Here is a 14,241-nt window from a genome sequence, read left to right as displayed (position 1 = left end):
CGGCCGGCGCGAGCCTCACGGGCCGAGCGTTCGGACTGCGGAGCCGGCGTCCGCCATGAACGGCGCGTGAAGGCAGTGGTCCTGATCAGAACAGCAGGATGCCCCCCAACGCGCCGCCGCGCTGCCTCGCCGACAGCCCGTCGAACGACTTCGAGCGCGTCTCGCCGATCTCGGCGACCAACGTGATGCTCTTGGTCAGGCTGTAATACAGGCCCGCGGTGAGATTGGCGTTGGATTTGAGTCCGGTCCCTGGGTTGTCGCGATTGCGGCTCTGGCCATAGCCCAGACCGAGCTTGATTCGATCCGTTGCCTTGTACGTGCCCTGCACAAGATAGGCGGAGGTCCGCACATCGCCCTGGTCCGCATCCGACAGAATGCCCAGGCCCTTGCCGGTCTGGTAGTTCGCCAGCAGGCCAAAGCGCCCGACGTTGACCGAGCCGCCGACTTCCACTGCCGCCATGTTCAGCGAATTTCCAGCGGTGTCCTCCATGCGCTGCGACTTGCCGCCCAGCCACAGCTTGTACTGGTCGGTGCCGAAATTGACGCGGCCCTGGAACTGAGGCGTGTTCTTCGCCGTGTAGTCGGGTACGCCGATCACCGGCTGCTGATCGACCGGGCTCATCACTGCCACATCGACGGACAAGCCACTGAACGACGGGGTGGTGTAGACGAACTGGCCATAGGTGCCGACATAGGCGTAGCCCGCGCCAATATGACCGAGCGACACGCGACCGCGCTGCGTGGCACGGGTCGCGGCACCGACACCGAGCAGCGTCATGTCGTTGATGATCGCGTTGTAGCCATACAGCCCATAGTCGCGGCCGAGCTTGACCGTGCCCATGCTGCTGTTGCCGAACGTCAGGTAGGCCTGGCGCACGTCCACCACGTTGTTCTGGGAGATGGCGTCGCCGGTCGCGGCTGCCGCCCCGATACCGATCAGCGCGGCCACATCGTATTCGTCCTGGCGCGACTTCGCGCCGACCGACAGATAGCTGGGCAGCAGGCCATTGCCGATGACCGTGCTGTTGTCCTTGCCGCCGCAAGCGAGCGCGCGGCTGCCAAGCGCCAGTCCACCAATGCTGTCGCCCGAGCACGAATTGGTCGTATAGAAGGCATTGATATTGCCGCCCACCGTCAGCGTCCAGTCGCCGGCCTGGAACTCCGCGGCGCCTGCATGGCTCGTGCAGACCAGCGCGGCGAGGACACATGCGCGGCGGATGGATTGTTGGGGCGGTTTCGGTGTTGCGTGCTGCTTCTGCATGGATGTCTCCTCTTGTGTTGTTGATCTGATGCAGCCGGTTTGCCGGCCGGGCGCATTGCGCAAGCGGCGTGCCGGAGCAGTTGAAGAAGAGGAGCGGATCGAAGGGCTGTGGCGCGGTGAGGCACCGATGCGCACGCTTGAAGCAGCCGTGCCGATCGATGCGGCAAAACGAAACAGGACGCTCGGCGTGGGCGTCCCGAGGCGCCGCACACAATGACCGGCCGATGCGCCGTACGAGGACAGTTGTTGCGGAATCGCTCAGCGATGCGCCGGCATGCGGGATCGGCCGTTCGCGATGTGCCTTGTGTCATTTCCGCTCACTGCGTGCAGCAATGCGACAGGCCGGAACAGTGATACCAATCGGCCAATCGGGTTACAGTGCTCGAATAGTCCAGCGGAGGCGGAAATGACAGTCACCCGGCGTTCTTCGGGCTTGGTGGTGGTGCGTCGGACGCGAGCGCAATGGCGCTGCCTCGTCCTGCGTGCGTACGGCAATTGGGATCTTCCGAAGGGAACGCCGGAGCCCGGCGAAGAGCCGTTGCAGACCGCACTGCGCGAGACTGCCGAAGAGACAGGTTTGTCCGCGCTGACGATGCCTTGGGGCGATGACTATCGCGAAACCGAGCCATACGCCAAAGGCAAGGTCGCACGCTTTTATATTGCCTTGTCCGACGAAGGGACGGTCAGCCTTCCGGTCAGCGCCGAGCTGGGCCGGCCGGAGCATCATGCGTTCCGCTGGGTGTCGTTTGCCGCGGCACTCGAACTGCTGCCGCCGCGCTTTGGGCCGATTCTTCGGTGGGCGCAGAGCGTGGTCGAAGGTATAGCCGAAAAAGATCCCGCATGACCGAGCGCCCGATATGGCGGCAATTCCGCTGCCTATCAGGAACCTCGCGCACCCCGATATCGTCCAAGCTGGATTCGGACCGATATGGAAATCCATCATGCGAAAAGCTTTCCTGAGTGCAATGAGTCTCGTCTTGCTGCTGGGAATGATGGCGGGATGCAGCAACACCGGCGCCCCGGGCGACCGGCAATCCGGCATCACCATGTACGGCACGGTCGACGCCGGCGTCAGTGTCACGCGGTAGGGCGGGGCAACCTATCTCGATCCGTCTTTAACCGCACGACAGTGGGTCGAGCCATTCGCCAATGACCGTGCGTGCGGCGCGTTCCAGCAGAGGACCATGCCGCGCGGCATCCGCACGGATCGCAGCGATGTCGAGCCGATGCGCGGCCAACTCATGCGCATGCCCGGTCAACCATCGCTCTATCTGCCGATGATCGGCCTCAAGGTGAAATTGCAAGCCGAGAATGCGCGGTCCGAGCGAAAACGCCTGATTGGGAAATCCTGGCGTTTCGGCTAGACGCGATGCGTCTTCCGGAATGGCGAATTGGTCGCCGTGCCAGTGCAGTACCGGAATGGCGCCAATATGCCGCAGCGGCGAGGCTCGGCCGTCCTCGGTCAGCGTCAATTCGCCGTAGCCGATTTCCACCTTGCCCGTCGGCGCCACCGTCGCGCCCAGCGCTTCGGCCATCAGTTGTGCGCCGAGACAGATGCCGAGAGTTGGCTTGTCCTGCCCGAGCCGCGCCGCGATGGCGGCCTTTTCCTCCGCGAGAAAGGGATAGCGATCCGTCTGGTACACACCGATCGGGCCGCCCAGCACCACCAACAGATCTGCCGCCGCCACCGTGGCACGGTCGATTGCGTCGACGCCGGCCTCCAGATAGCGGACCGTATAACCGCGTTCGGTCAATAGCGGTTCAATGATGCCCAGATCTTCGAAGGCGACATGGCGGATTGCCAATGCGGTGCGATTCATGCGGTTCAGCTCCATTCAATCAATCAAACAATCGGTCGCGGTATCGGACAGCATTTCGGCCCGCATTTGGGCCAGCATTTCGGCCGGCAGGGCGGGCGGATGGATGCTCCGCCCGCCCTGCCGCCAGGCCAAAGGGCTTACGCGGCGGCTCGCAGCTTCACCGCCGGAAAGTCCACCGGCACGGCAAAGGCCACATTGACGTAGTTGGTGAACAGATTCAGCGCCACGTGAGCAAGGATCTCGACGATTTCCTCGTCGCCGAAGCCTGCCGCGCGCACCGCCCGCACATCGGCCTCGCCGACCTGCCCGCGCGCCTCGACCAGTTTCAGCGCGAAGCGCAGGGCTGCCGCGGTCCTGGGATCGGTGGACTCCCCACCCTGCGCGGCTGACATTTCCTCGGCGCTGGCACCCGCCTTGCGGCCCAGCGCGGTGTGGGCAGCCAGGCAATATTCGCAGGCATTGCGGTTGGCTATCGCCACGGCGATCTGCTCGCCAAGCCGTGCAGGGATGACGCCGTTGCCGAGCGCGCCGAAGCTGCCCCACATGCTGTTCAGCGCGGCCGGAGAATTGGCCACGGCCTTGAACATGTTCGGCGTGGCACCGAACGCGCCGTGGATCTGCATCAGCAGTGCCTGGCGGTCCGCAGTGGTGTGATTGGGATCGATCAACGGGACGCGGGACATGCGGTGACTCCTTGAAGGGGATGGCTGCCGTCCGAATGGAGCGGTCGAGTGGAATGGTAGGTAGAATGCCTGGACGCAAGGTGTGGAAACGTCCATGAAAATTGTCCATTCATCCGAAATCGCCGCCCAGTCGCCGGCGGATCCCGTCGATCGGTTGACCGCGCTGCTGGACCGGTTCCGTGTCCGCACCAGGCTCTTCCATACGGGAAAGCTGTGTGGACGATCCACCTTCGAGCCGCTGCCGGGACGGGCCTTCCTGCATGTGCTTCGCCGAGGCGAGATGGAAGTGCGGCACCGGCCCGGCGATACCGACGTGCCGCGCTTCCACCTTGCCGAGCCGACGCTGCTGCTCTATCCCCGCCCCGTGCATCACCAGTTCATCAATCCTCCCGAGGACGGCTCGGATTTCACCTGCGCGACGCTGGACTTCGACGGTGGGGAACGCAATCCGATCGTGCAATCGCTGCCCTCGCTGGTGCGGGTGCCGCTCGATGCGGTGGAAGGGCTCGGGCCTGCGCTGGACCTGCTGTTTGCGGAGGCGGATCAGGTCCGCTGCGGCTCGCGCGTGCTGGCCGATCGCTTGTTCGAGGTTGTGCTGATCCAGCTGTTGCGCTGGATCATCGATCATCCCGCGGAGGTGGGCGTGACGAGTGGGCTGATCATGGGGCTATCCGATCCGCGCCTGGCGAAGGCGCTCGTCGCCCTGCATCGGTCGCCGTATGAGGACTGGCCGCTGGCGCGGATGGCCTCGACCGCGGGCATGTCGCGCAGCGCGTTTGCCGCGGCGTTCAAGGACGCGACCGGTACCACCCCGGCCGCTTATCTGACGGACTGGCGGCTCAGTCTCGGCGCGTCGATGATGCGCTCCGGGCGACCGGTGAACCTGATCGCCACGGAGCTGGGATTCGCCAGCGCATCGTCGTTCTCGAAGGCGTTCCGGCAGCGGATGGGCGTGTCGCCGCGCAAGTGGCTGGCGGAGTCCTGATTCAGCGCGCCACGGCGGCGCGGCCGCGAATGGCCGCCAGCACCAGCACGGTCGCACACGCCTCGAGGAACGCGACGAAGTACAGGCCCGACGACAGCTGCCCGGTATTGGTCTTGAACCAGCCGATCATGTACGGCGCCACGAAGCCGGCCAGGTTGCCGATCGAATTGATCAGGGCGATGCCGCCCGCGGCAGCGGTGCCGGCAAGGAAGGCGGACGGCAGCGACCAGAACACCGGGAATGCGGCCAGGATGCCGATCGACGCCAGCGTCAGCGCGACCAGGGCCAGCATCGCGCTGTGCAGCCACAGTCCGGTCAACGTCAGGCCGACCGCCGCGAGCAGTGTGGCCATCGCGCAGTGCATCCGGCGCTCGCCGCTGCGGTCCGAGTGAATACCATTGAGGACCATCGCGATGGTGCCCGCAATAAACGGAATCGCCGATACCAGACCGATCTGCAGATTGCCCTGGACGCCCAGTTCCTTGATGATCGACGGCGACCAGAACGCAATGGTGGCATTACCGCTGACCACGCAGAAATAGATCGCGGCGCAGATCCAGACGCGGGAATTGACGAACGCGGCCTTCAGCGTCGAATGCTTGGCGGGATCACGATTCTCCGCCTCGATCGTCCGGGTCACCAGCTGCTTCTCGGTGTCGGACAGCCAACGCGCGTTCGCGGGTTTCTCCGGCAGGTACATCATCACCGCGATGCCGGCGAGCACCGACGGAATGCCTTCGAGCACAAACAGCCATTGCCAGTTGGCGAGGCCATCGACGCCATCCATCGTCGTCATGATGAAGCCGGCCAGCGGGCCGCCGATCACGCCGGCGATCGCAAACGACGTCATGAACAGGCCATTGATGCGCGCGCGCCGTGCGGCGGGGAACCAGTACGTCAGGTACAGCACGACGCCGGGGAAGAAGCCCGCCTCGAACACGCCCAGCAGGAAGCGCAGCGCGTAGAACTGCATCGGCGTCTTGACGAAGATCATCGCCATCGACGCCAGCCCCCACAGGATCGTGATGCGGGCCAGCGTCTTGCGGGCGCCGATCTTCTCGAGCAGCAGGTTGCTGGGCACCTCGAACAGGAAATAGCCGAGAAAGAAGATGCCGGCGCCGAAGCCGTATACCGCCTCGCTGAACTGCAGGTCCTGCAGCATCTGCAGCTTGGCGAAGCCGACGTTGACGCGGTCGATCCACGCGAGGATGAACAGGAAGACCAGGAAGGGAATCAGGCGGATGGCGATCTTGCGATACGCCACTTCGCATTGCCGCGCGACCTCGATGGGCTGCGCGTTCTCCAGGGCGCCAGCGGCGCCGCTCATCGCGGAAGACATGGGTGTTGCTCCTAGGGTGTGGTGGGCGGGGCCGCGCTGCATTGGCGCAGCCCTCGGACGGTCGCTGTGCTGGGGGAACGCCAGCCGTGGCGGCGCGATCTTCTCTGTGCCGTGTAGTTCGGGCCGACGGGGGCCGTGTCAGCGCAGCAGCGGCTCGATGGATCCGGCCACCTGCAGCACGCGCGCGTCCCTGCCATGCAGCCCGCAAACGCTCAGGCCAATAGCCGGCGCGACCGGCAATGACACCGCGCAGCCGTCCAGGAAATTGATCACGCTGGGATTGCGCAGCACCAGGGCGTTGGTCGCGAAGAAATCCTCGTCGCGCTCGAGTGCATCGAGCCGCGGCGCCGGCACCGCAACGGTCGGCATCAGCCAGGCGTCCGCCTCGCGCAGCCGCTCGGCCGCGTGTTGCTGCATCGCGCGGCGCTCGGCCAGCAGCGTGATGTAGTCCGCCGCGCTCTGTTGCGCGCCGCGCCGAATGCGCTGTGCCACCCGCTGGTCGTAGCGTTCGCCATCGCGCGTCAGCCAGTCGCGATGCAGGGCCCATGCCTCGGCCGCGGTCAGGCCGCCTCCGGCGTTGATCTCCGGCAAGCGGCGCAGTTCGGGGAAATCGAACGGCACGATGCGCGCGCCTTGCGCCGACAGCCGCGACAGCATGTCTTCGAATGCCTGGGCGACGTCGGCATCGACGCCATCGCAGACGAAATCGCGCGTCACGTAGACGCGCAGCCCGGCCAGCGACGCCGGACGCGCGTCCAGCGTCTCGCCGCTCAGCACGGCATCCATCGCGGCGCAACAGGCAACCGATCGCGCCAGCGGGCCCGCCGAATCGAGCGACGTCGACAGCGGGACGGCGCCGTCGAGCGGCACCCGGCGCGCGGTCGGCTTGAAGCCGGTCAGGCCACAGAAGGCCGACGGAATGCGGATGGAGCCGCCGGTATCGGTGCCCAGCGCGGCCACCGCCATGCCGCCCGCCACGCTCACCGCGCCGCCCGAGGTGGAGCCCCCGGCGATCCGCTCGGCATCGAACGGCGAGCGCGGCGTGCCGTAGTGCGGGTTCAGGCCAAGTCCCGAGAACGCGAACTCGCTCATATTGGTGCGGCCGATCAGCACCGCACCCGCGGCCCGCAGGCGCGCGACGGCTGGCGAATCGGCGGCCGCCGGCGCATTGCCGTCGAGCACGCGCGAGCCGGCGCGGGTCACCTGTCCGCGCACGTCGAACAGGTCCTTGATCGAAATCGGCAATCCGGCCAAGGGCGAGGCCACCAGACCGGCGGCCCGTGCCTGGTCGGCGGCGCGCGCGGCAGCGAGCGCACCGGCTCCGTCCACCTCGACGAACGCCGCGCCGCCGGCGCTGCGATGGCTGTCGATGCGCGCCAACGCCTGCTCGGTCAGCGCGACACTGGTGGTCTGTCCAGCGGCCAATTGGGCCGCCAGCGCTGCAATGGTCGGCTCGCTCATTCGGCCACCGCCAGGGTTTGCACGCGATAGGCGTGGCGCAGCGTGCGGTTGCGCACCGGGTCATGCAGTTCGACCTCGAACGCCTCGCCATGGCCCAGCTCGCCGATCACGGCCTGGGTGCCGCAGAACATCGCCGTGCCAGGCGGCAGCGAGGCCTCGCCGGTCAGCCGCTGGATCAGTTCGCGCGGATCGAGCAGGCGCGTGACCTTGCCCTCCTGGTACAGCGCGCGCTCGCCGTCGCGCACACGCCAGCAGCGCATCTCGAGACTGTCCCAGTGGTCGGCCACGTCCTCGAAACGCCAGACCTGCGTGCCGACCGGTTTGTCGCACATCTGCTTGGACACCGTCACGTCGTAGGCTTCAACCTTGCGGTCGGTGTGGTCCGAGCCGACGCCGACGTACAGTCCGTCGTTACCCTGCAGCAGCACGACTTCGATTTCGCCGGACGAGTCGTCGCGCGGCACTTCGATGACCTCCGCCGTGGTCAGCAGCGACGCGGCCAGCGGATAGAAGGTCGGCACGCTGGCGGGCGGCTTCACGCCGATGGCCTGCAGCTCTTCGATATGGTGCTGGACGGCCTCGAGATCGCGGCCCGTCCATCCGGCAATGATCAAACGTTGAATGTCGAGGGCGAGTTCGCCCCCGCCGGCGACTTGGAAATGCAGTGTCGGCATTGCGTACTACCTTGATTGGGGAAAAGAGGGTGGTTAGAGCGTCCGGATGATGTTCTTCCGGAATTCGTCGATATGCGTGCGGACCGCTTCCCGCACAGCGGGCACATCCCTGCGCTCCAGTGCGTCGACGATCTCCAGGTGCTCCTGGTAGACGTTCTCGAGATGCTGCGGGTCGGACAGCGACAGGAACCAGAAGCGCGCCTGCTTTTCATGCAGGCCGCGCAGCAATTCGGCCAGTACCCGGTTGCGCGAGGCGGCCGACATCGCGGTGTGGAACTTGAGGTCCAACGAGGCCAGCGCGGGGATGTCGCGACCGGCGATCAGCGGTGGCGAGCGGTCGACGATGTCGCGCATCGCCTTGAAATCGCTGTCGTGCCCGCGCTCGCAGGCCAGCGTGGCGCACAGCACCTCATTGGTGGCGCGCACCTCGATCATGTCGAGTACTTCGTTCAGCGACAGCGGCGTCACCAGCACGCCCTTGCGCGGCATGATCGATACCAGCCCTTCGACTTCCAGCCGATGCAGCGCCTGATGGACCGGGGTGCGCCCCAGGCCGAGCATGGTCGCGACCTGCGCTTCGTTCAAAGGCTCGCCGGGCCGGAATTCGCACGAAATGATGCGCCGCTTGATTTCCGTATAGGCCATTTCACGCATGGCCGCCCCCGTCTGGGAGGCGGTCTGCTTGCCGTTTTCGTCGTCGGTTCCTACCAGTCGGATGGATGTCGCCACGGTCCGCTCTCGTTCTCATCTGAAGTGAGAGTGATACTAGGGTGATATTTCACTGAGGACAAGGGTTGGATTTATCAGGGTTTACGCTGATGGGTAGTACATCGAGGAGGCGGGACGGATGGGAGGCTGGCGACGTGCGTGGCAAGGACGCCGCTTTCGATGCCTACTGGCTGCCGCGGGATTCGCGGTGGGCTGACTCCCGGCATCGAGCTTCAAACGTGCGGCTCGCTGTTCCACCTCGGCCGCCGTGCGCAGCATAGGTCGTGGAGGGGGATAGTGGAGCGCCGCTGCAGGGATTCCCGCAGCGGGAACCGGTGCGAAGGCGCATAAAAAAATCGGGGCCGCCGACAGGCCATGCGCCCCACCGACCGCCTCCTATGAGCCATCCGGGCGAGATCGTTCTTGGCTGGCCTCGATGGTTTCCTCCAGCATCTCCAGCCGGTCCTGTCCCCAGAACAGCTCGCCGCGATAGACGTAGGAGGGTGAGCCAAAGACGCCCGCCGCGACGGCCTCGTCGGTGTAGCGCCGATACTGTTGCGAGATCTCGGCCGTTCTCGCCTTCGACAGCAGGGCGCGATCGTCCATGCCATAGGCAATCAGGATTTGCCGAAGCGTCGCCTCCGATGAAATGTCCTGATCGTCGCACCATTGCGCATGGAGGATCGCCTTGTGCAGACGGCCCACGGATAGTCCAAGGGAATCGGCCGCGATGACGATGCACGAGGCGAGATCCGCGTTCGGACACATGAAAGCCGGCTTGGGGTTGATCGGCATGCCTAGCTTGTCGCACCAGCGACGCAGTTCCGTCAGGCGGTAGGCCTGGCGCTCGGGGGAGCGCTGGTGCAGCAGGATGCCGCCGGTGCGCGCATAGATTTCGGGAAGATCGACAGGCCGGTACCGGATCGCGATGTCGTGCCGCCGCACAATCGCCTCGAGGCGGTCGGCACCGAGATAGGCCCAGTCGGAGTTCATCCAGAAGTAGTAGTCGATGGCGGCCGTGCTCATGTGCGCGCTCCTTCGGTGGTTGCCGGCGGCACGGCGAATCGAAGCGGGCCATGCATCCGTGCCGCGCTGATTGCCGCAATGATGCCCAGCGCGCTCAGATACCAGACGATGTAGCGCGGGTCGCCATTGCCGTAGGCGAGCAGCGAAGTCGCGACGATCGGCGCCAGGCCTCCGCCGATAGCGCCCGAGACCTGCACCGCGATCGAAATGCCGCTGTAGCGCACTTCGGGCGGAAACTGTGCGGAAAACAGGCTCCCTTGCGGACCATACAGGCAGGCGTAGACGACACCGATGGCGATCACCATGGCGAAGGTGATCGAGCCGGGGTCGCGGTACTGCAGCATGCCGAAGAACAGCGGTGCGAAGCCGATGACGCCGACCGCGCCCGCCATGAAGACCCACTTGTAGCCCACCCTGTCGCCGAGCATGCCGAACAGCGGCATGGCGAACAGCGCAACCACCGCGCCCCACACCGTGGCGTCGAGCATGGCGATGCGCGGAATGCCGAGCGTACCGGTCGCGTAGGCCAGCGCAAAGGTCACCACCGTATAGAACCACGTCACCTCGGCCAGCCGGCCGCCGATGACGACGAGCAACTCCCTGGGGTAGCGCCGCAGCACGACCTTGGCGGGCACCTGTACCTTGTCCCCCTTGCTCTTCATCCGCTCGAAGTCGGGAGACTCGGCGACCTTGACGCGAATGAACCAACCCACCAGCAGCAGGATGACGCTGGCCAGGAACGGCACGCGCCAGCCCCATGTCAGCATGTCTTCGTCGGGCAGCGTCGACACCGCGGCCATCGCCAGGGAAGAGAGGATGAGCCCGGGCGCGACGCCGGCCTGCGGCAGGCTGCCGAAAAAGCCCTTCTTGCCTTCCGGTGCGTGCTCGACCGCCATCAGCACGGCGCCTCCCCATTCGCCGCCCACGGCCACCCCCTGCAGCAGGCGCATCAGTACCAGCAGCACGGCGGCCAAGTATCCAATGCTGTCATAGGACGGAATCAGTCCGATCAGGATGGTCGGAATCCCCATCAACAACAACGTGATCAGCAGCATCGACTTGCGGCCGACCCTGTCGCCAAAGTGTCCGAACACGATACCGCCAAGGGGGCGTGCGAAGAAGCCCACCGAGTAGGTGGCGAAGGCTGCCAGCGTGCCGGTGATCGGATCGAAGGCGGGAAAGAAGATCTTGTTGAAGATCAGGGCTGCGGCGGTGCCGTAGAGGAAGAAGTCGTACCACTCGATGGTGGTGCCCATCATGCTCGCGAGCCCGGCGGTAATGTATTGGCGGCGCGACCGCGCCGCCTGTGGAACAGGCGCTGTCATAGCGGCTTCCTTGAAGTGAGATGGCGAAAGCCGACCGGTCAGGCCGCCGGCAACGGGGCGATGCCCCGGGTCTGGCGCGCCCAGTAGTCGAAAGTCGCGTTGACGATCGAGGGCTTGAGCAGATAGTCGTGCGCTTCGCGCGCGAGGGCGTCGTCGACCGGCGTCAACGCGCCGAAGGCTTGCGCGCGGATCTGCATGCGCGCCGCCCGTTCCAGATAGACCGATAGATACGTCGCCTCTTCGCACGAGGCGCCCGCGGCCAGATAGCCATGGTGCGCCAGCACGATCGCACGCTTGTCACCCAGTGCCTCGGAGATCAGCACGCCCTCCTGGTCCGCGATCGGAACGCCCGGCCAGTCCGCCAGAAAGGCACAGTCATCGTGCAACGGCGTCATGTCCATATGCGCGATTACCAGCGGCTGGCGAGCGGCCGCCAGTGCCGACGCCCACGGGGAATGGGTATGGATGATCGATTGCACGTCGGGGCGGGCCTCGTACACCCACAGATGAAAACGCGTAGCCGGGTTGGCCATGCCTTTGCCCGTCAGCGTGTTCAGGTCGCGGTCGACCTCGATGAAATCGTCGGGGGTCGCTTCATCGAAGCCAAGGCCAAAGCGCAGGGTCCAGTAAGCATCGGGCCGCTGAGAACGGACGCTGATTTGTCCGGCCAGTCCGGCTTCCTGTTCTGTCATGGCGAGGATGCGGCAGGCATAGGCCATGGTTTCCTGCACGCTGCGCTCGACGGCGTGCAGGTGCTGCGCCATGTCGCGTGTCGCGCGGGCATCGAAATAGGCCTTTTCTCTGAAGGCGGTGCTCATACTGTCTCCTGGTCATGGATGGATGCGGAACGCTGTCGTTCCAGGAGCGAGTATGAAAAGCGAACGCCATGGGAGCCATGCAGCTCAGCTCATAGCTGCTATTCCAGCGGATTGGGCGGCAGTTTGGCCGAGATGCGCATGGCGCAATCGAGCAGATCGGCAGTCAGCGGCAGCGGCTGACGGTCGGCGCGCAGGATGGCGACGACGCGGCGATGCAGCGAGGGCCGTTGTATCGGCACCTTGCGCAAGCCATAGTCCGTCAGCAGCTTCTCGGGAATGCGGTTGGGCAGGATGCACGCGCCGACGCCGGAAGAAACCAGCCTGAGCATGGCATCGATCGTTTCGGCTTCGGCCACGAATTCCGGATTCAGTCCGCTGCTGTGAATCATGCGGCGAAGGGCGTAGTGCGGCGGAAATCCGACCAGCCGCAAGGTCGAGTCGGTCAGGTCGCTGGCCTGCAATGTCGACGTGTCCCGCACGATCAGGCACATGGCATCGTCGAACAACACATGCGATACCAGCCCACCGGAATCGACGGCGGCATCGTAGACGAAGCCCAGGTCCACCTTGCCCGCCTCGACCAGCGAGACAACTTCCGGAGAGCTGCGGCCCAGCAGCGACAGGTTGACGCTCGGATGGGTGCTGACGAAGGCCGCGACCACGTCCGCGGTGAAGTAGTAGCTCAACGTATGCACGGTGGCCAGCCGAACCGTGCCCTGGCTGACGCCATGCCGCTGGCGAATGGCGTCGACGGCGCGATCGATGGCGCCATAGGCCGGCAGGACCGCCTCCTGCAGTTGCCGCCCCGCCTCGGTCAGCTCGACGCCGCGTCCGGTGCGCACAAACAGCGGCTTGCCGAGGCTGGTTTCCAGGGCGGCAAGCTGCTTGCTGATGCCGGACTGCGTCTGATCCAGTTGCTCGGCGGCCTTCGACAGCGATTTGAGTTCCGCGATCCGGAGGAAATAGCGCAGTTGGCGGTCCATGGCTTCCATGGCCGCAGTGTGCGCCGGCAAGGGCCGGGCTGTCTCTCGGGGTTTGTCAGCAGCGGGGCGGCTGGCGTCAGGCAGGCGGCCCGCTGTTATGCGGTCTCGCGGCGATTCCCGCTCGCGGCCCGCACGATGCTCGACGGCAGACGGCCGGCGACCCGCAGGAACGACCGGCGCATCGCCTGCTCGGAAGTGAAGCCGCTGCGGCGTGCGACTTCCTTCAGCGAGGCTGCGGTCGTCTTGAGCATCGCCGTTGCATGTTCGACGCGAATACGCTCCAGCGCCGCCGATGGCGATTCCTGGGTCTGCTCCATGAATTTGCGATAGAACGATCGCACCGAATGTCCGCTGTATTCGGCCATGTCCTCGGCGCGCCATGGCTCCGCCGGCCGCGCCGCGATCTGCGCAAGCAGCTCCCCGAAGGCCCCGGCGCTGCTGGTTTGCAGGCGCAGCGCATCGCTGTATTGCGCCTGACCGCCAGGCCGGCGCATGTGCACGACCAAGCGTTTGGCAACGGCCGCGGCGCAGCTGGTGCCGGCATCCTCTTCGATGAGCGCGAGTGCCAGATCGATCCCCGCGGAAACGCCCGCGGAGGTGTAGACGTTGCCATCGCGCAGGTAGATCGGGACCGGGTCGACCCGCACGCCCGGATAGGCGCGGGCAAGCCGGTCAGCCGCACGCCAATGAGTGCAGGCGGCACGTCCTTCCAGCAGTCCGCTGGATGCCAGCAAGAACGCGCCCGTACAGACCGAGCAGACCCGCCGCGCGCTTGCCGCCAACGCGGTCAACGCGTGGCGCAACGCCGGTTCGTCGCAGGCCGTGTCGACGCCCGGTCCGCCGGGCACCATCAGGGTATCGACCGGCAGCGACAGTTCGCTCCAGGGTTCGGTCAGCACGGCCAGCGGTCCGGTGCCCTTCACCGGGCCACCCATTGTGCTGACGATGCGGACGTCGTAGGCGGGGCCCCGCTCGCCCGCGGCGGTCACGAAGGCCTGCACCGGGCCGGCGAGGTCAATCGCCTGGAAGCCGGGGTAAACCAGCAGGGCGACCACCGGTGACGCCGGCTTCGGCGCGGGCACGGCGGCTGGCAGCGGTTGAGGGCAAGTTGGCAGGGCCATGGGGAAGGGCGCTCCTAGTATGACTGGACGTCGTGTC

The 14,241-nt window shown here is 65.8% G+C and carries 16 protein-coding genes; 4 read left to right on the top strand and 12 right to left on the bottom strand.

Annotated features, from left to right (window positions below; genetic code table 11):
• Positions 1-85 precede the first annotated feature (85 nt).
• Positions 86-1,261 carry a porin gene (locus tag M1D55_RS08485; protein WP_456280648.1) on the bottom strand — a complete coding sequence of 392 codons (1,176 nt, stop codon included), beginning with the start codon at positions 1,259-1,261 and terminating at the stop codon, positions 86-88.
• Between M1D55_RS08485 and M1D55_RS08480 the strand changes: the two genes are divergently transcribed.
• The 3 genes from M1D55_RS08480 to M1D55_RS08470 all read left to right on the top strand — a co-directional run bounded on the left by M1D55_RS08480 (position 1,260) and on the right by M1D55_RS08470 (position 2,349).
• Positions 1,260-1,478 (top strand): hypothetical protein, encoded by a 219-nt coding sequence (locus M1D55_RS08480; protein ID WP_157071961.1) that lies wholly within the window; start codon positions 1,260-1,262, stop codon positions 1,476-1,478. The genes M1D55_RS08485 and M1D55_RS08480 overlap by 2 nt on opposite strands.
• A gap of 189 nt (positions 1,479-1,667) precedes the next feature.
• Positions 1,668-2,105 carry an NUDIX domain-containing protein gene (locus M1D55_RS08475; RefSeq protein WP_064576221.1) on the top strand — a complete coding sequence of 146 codons (438 nt, stop codon included), beginning with the start codon at positions 1,668-1,670 and terminating at the stop codon, positions 2,103-2,105.
• 121 nt (positions 2,106-2,226) lie between these two features.
• Complete coding sequence (locus M1D55_RS08470) at positions 2,227-2,349, top strand: hypothetical protein (RefSeq protein WP_269447088.1); 123 nt, start codon at positions 2,227-2,229, stop codon at positions 2,347-2,349.
• A gap of 27 nt (positions 2,350-2,376) precedes the next feature.
• On the opposite strand, the gene M1D55_RS08465 is transcribed toward M1D55_RS08470, so the two are convergent.
• Positions 2,377-3,081, bottom strand: a complete 705-nt coding sequence (locus M1D55_RS08465; protein ID WP_456280647.1) for a glutamine amidotransferase — start codon at positions 3,079-3,081, stop codon at positions 2,377-2,379.
• A 137-nt stretch (positions 3,082-3,218) separates the two neighbouring features.
• Positions 3,219-3,764 carry a carboxymuconolactone decarboxylase family protein gene (locus M1D55_RS08460; protein WP_456280646.1) on the bottom strand — a complete coding sequence of 182 codons (546 nt, stop codon included), beginning with the start codon at positions 3,762-3,764 and terminating at the stop codon, positions 3,219-3,221.
• Between the two features lie 94 nt (positions 3,765-3,858).
• On the opposite strand from M1D55_RS08460, the gene M1D55_RS08455 reads away from it, so the two are divergent.
• The gene (locus M1D55_RS08455; RefSeq protein ID WP_023264114.1) at positions 3,859-4,749 is read left to right on the top strand and encodes an AraC family transcriptional regulator; all 891 of its coding nucleotides are present in this window, start codon (positions 3,859-3,861) and stop codon (positions 4,747-4,749) included.
• Between the two features lies 1 nt (position 4,750).
• Here M1D55_RS08455 and M1D55_RS08450 read toward each other — a convergent pair whose 3' ends face one another.
• The 9 genes from M1D55_RS08450 to M1D55_RS08410 form a co-directional block, all read right to left on the bottom strand.
• Positions 4,751-6,088: an MFS transporter gene (locus M1D55_RS08450; protein WP_043438979.1), complete on the bottom strand. Its 1,338-nt coding sequence runs from the start codon at positions 6,086-6,088 to the stop codon at positions 4,751-4,753.
• Between the two features lie 138 nt (positions 6,089-6,226).
• Positions 6,227-7,549, bottom strand: a complete 1,323-nt coding sequence (locus M1D55_RS08445; protein WP_456280645.1) for an amidase — start codon at positions 7,547-7,549, stop codon at positions 6,227-6,229.
• The gene (locus tag M1D55_RS08440; protein WP_456280644.1) at positions 7,546-8,223 is read right to left on the bottom strand and encodes a DUF2848 domain-containing protein; all 678 of its coding nucleotides are present in this window, start codon (positions 8,221-8,223) and stop codon (positions 7,546-7,548) included. The genes M1D55_RS08445 and M1D55_RS08440 overlap by 4 nt, the downstream gene beginning before the upstream one ends.
• A 33-nt stretch (positions 8,224-8,256) precedes the next feature.
• Positions 8,257-8,952 (bottom strand): GntR family transcriptional regulator, encoded by a 696-nt coding sequence (locus M1D55_RS08435; protein ID WP_144425991.1) that lies wholly within the window; start codon positions 8,950-8,952, stop codon positions 8,257-8,259.
• 375 nt (positions 8,953-9,327) lie between these two features.
• On the bottom strand, positions 9,328-9,957 hold the full coding sequence (locus M1D55_RS08430; RefSeq protein ID WP_006575514.1) for a 2-hydroxychromene-2-carboxylate isomerase: 630 nt from the start codon (positions 9,955-9,957) through the stop codon (positions 9,328-9,330).
• The gene (locus M1D55_RS08425; protein ID WP_456280643.1) at positions 9,954-11,282 is read right to left on the bottom strand and encodes an MFS transporter; all 1,329 of its coding nucleotides are present in this window, start codon (positions 11,280-11,282) and stop codon (positions 9,954-9,956) included. Before M1D55_RS08425 ends, M1D55_RS08430 begins: the two co-directional genes overlap by 4 nt.
• A 38-nt stretch (positions 11,283-11,320) precedes the next feature.
• Complete coding sequence (locus M1D55_RS08420) at positions 11,321-12,100, bottom strand: aldolase (protein WP_456280642.1); 780 nt, start codon at positions 12,098-12,100, stop codon at positions 11,321-11,323.
• A gap of 98 nt (positions 12,101-12,198) precedes the next feature.
• Positions 12,199-13,092 carry a LysR family transcriptional regulator gene (locus M1D55_RS08415; RefSeq protein ID WP_064576230.1) on the bottom strand — a complete coding sequence of 298 codons (894 nt, stop codon included), beginning with the start codon at positions 13,090-13,092 and terminating at the stop codon, positions 12,199-12,201.
• A gap of 86 nt (positions 13,093-13,178) precedes the next feature.
• On the bottom strand, positions 13,179-14,204 hold the full coding sequence (locus M1D55_RS08410; protein WP_082928540.1) for a GlxA family transcriptional regulator: 1,026 nt from the start codon (positions 14,202-14,204) through the stop codon (positions 13,179-13,181).
• Positions 14,205-14,241 lie beyond the last annotated feature (37 nt).

The organism is Cupriavidus sp. JZ107 (assembly GCF_053903255.1).
This window is presented reverse-complemented; position numbering and strand designations above follow the sequence as displayed.

Excerpts from the sequence above, each read along its gene's own strand:
- M1D55_RS08480 (WP_157071961.1), top strand. The coding sequence starts at position 1,260 with ATGGATGTCTCCTCTTGTGTTGTTGATCTGATGCAGCCGGTTTGCCGG.
- M1D55_RS08485 (WP_456280648.1), bottom strand. The coding sequence starts at position 1,261 with ATGCAGAAGCAGCACGCAACACCGAAACCGCCCCAACAATCCATCCGC.
- M1D55_RS08475 (WP_064576221.1), top strand. The coding sequence starts at position 1,668 with ATGACAGTCACCCGGCGTTCTTCGGGCTTGGTGGTGGTGCGTCGGACG.
- M1D55_RS08470 (WP_269447088.1), top strand. The coding sequence starts at position 2,227 with ATGAGTCTCGTCTTGCTGCTGGGAATGATGGCGGGATGCAGCAACACC.
- M1D55_RS08465 (WP_456280647.1), bottom strand. The coding sequence starts at position 3,081 with ATGAATCGCACCGCATTGGCAATCCGCCATGTCGCCTTCGAAGATCTG.
- M1D55_RS08460 (WP_456280646.1), bottom strand. The coding sequence starts at position 3,764 with ATGTCCCGCGTCCCGTTGATCGATCCCAATCACACCACTGCGGACCGC.
- M1D55_RS08455 (WP_023264114.1), top strand. The coding sequence starts at position 3,859 with ATGAAAATTGTCCATTCATCCGAAATCGCCGCCCAGTCGCCGGCGGAT.
- M1D55_RS08450 (WP_043438979.1), bottom strand. The coding sequence starts at position 6,088 with ATGTCTTCCGCGATGAGCGGCGCCGCTGGCGCCCTGGAGAACGCGCAG.
- M1D55_RS08445 (WP_456280645.1), bottom strand. The coding sequence starts at position 7,549 with ATGAGCGAGCCGACCATTGCAGCGCTGGCGGCCCAATTGGCCGCTGGA.
- M1D55_RS08440 (WP_456280644.1), bottom strand. The coding sequence starts at position 8,223 with ATGCCGACACTGCATTTCCAAGTCGCCGGCGGGGGCGAACTCGCCCTC.
- M1D55_RS08430 (WP_006575514.1), bottom strand. The coding sequence starts at position 9,957 with ATGAGCACGGCCGCCATCGACTACTACTTCTGGATGAACTCCGACTGG.
- M1D55_RS08425 (WP_456280643.1), bottom strand. The coding sequence starts at position 11,282 with ATGACAGCGCCTGTTCCACAGGCGGCGCGGTCGCGCCGCCAATACATT.
- M1D55_RS08420 (WP_456280642.1), bottom strand. The coding sequence starts at position 12,100 with ATGAGCACCGCCTTCAGAGAAAAGGCCTATTTCGATGCCCGCGCGACA.
- M1D55_RS08415 (WP_064576230.1), bottom strand. The coding sequence starts at position 13,092 with ATGGAAGCCATGGACCGCCAACTGCGCTATTTCCTCCGGATCGCGGAA.
- M1D55_RS08410 (WP_082928540.1), bottom strand. The coding sequence starts at position 14,204 with ATGGCCCTGCCAACTTGCCCTCAACCGCTGCCAGCCGCCGTGCCCGCG.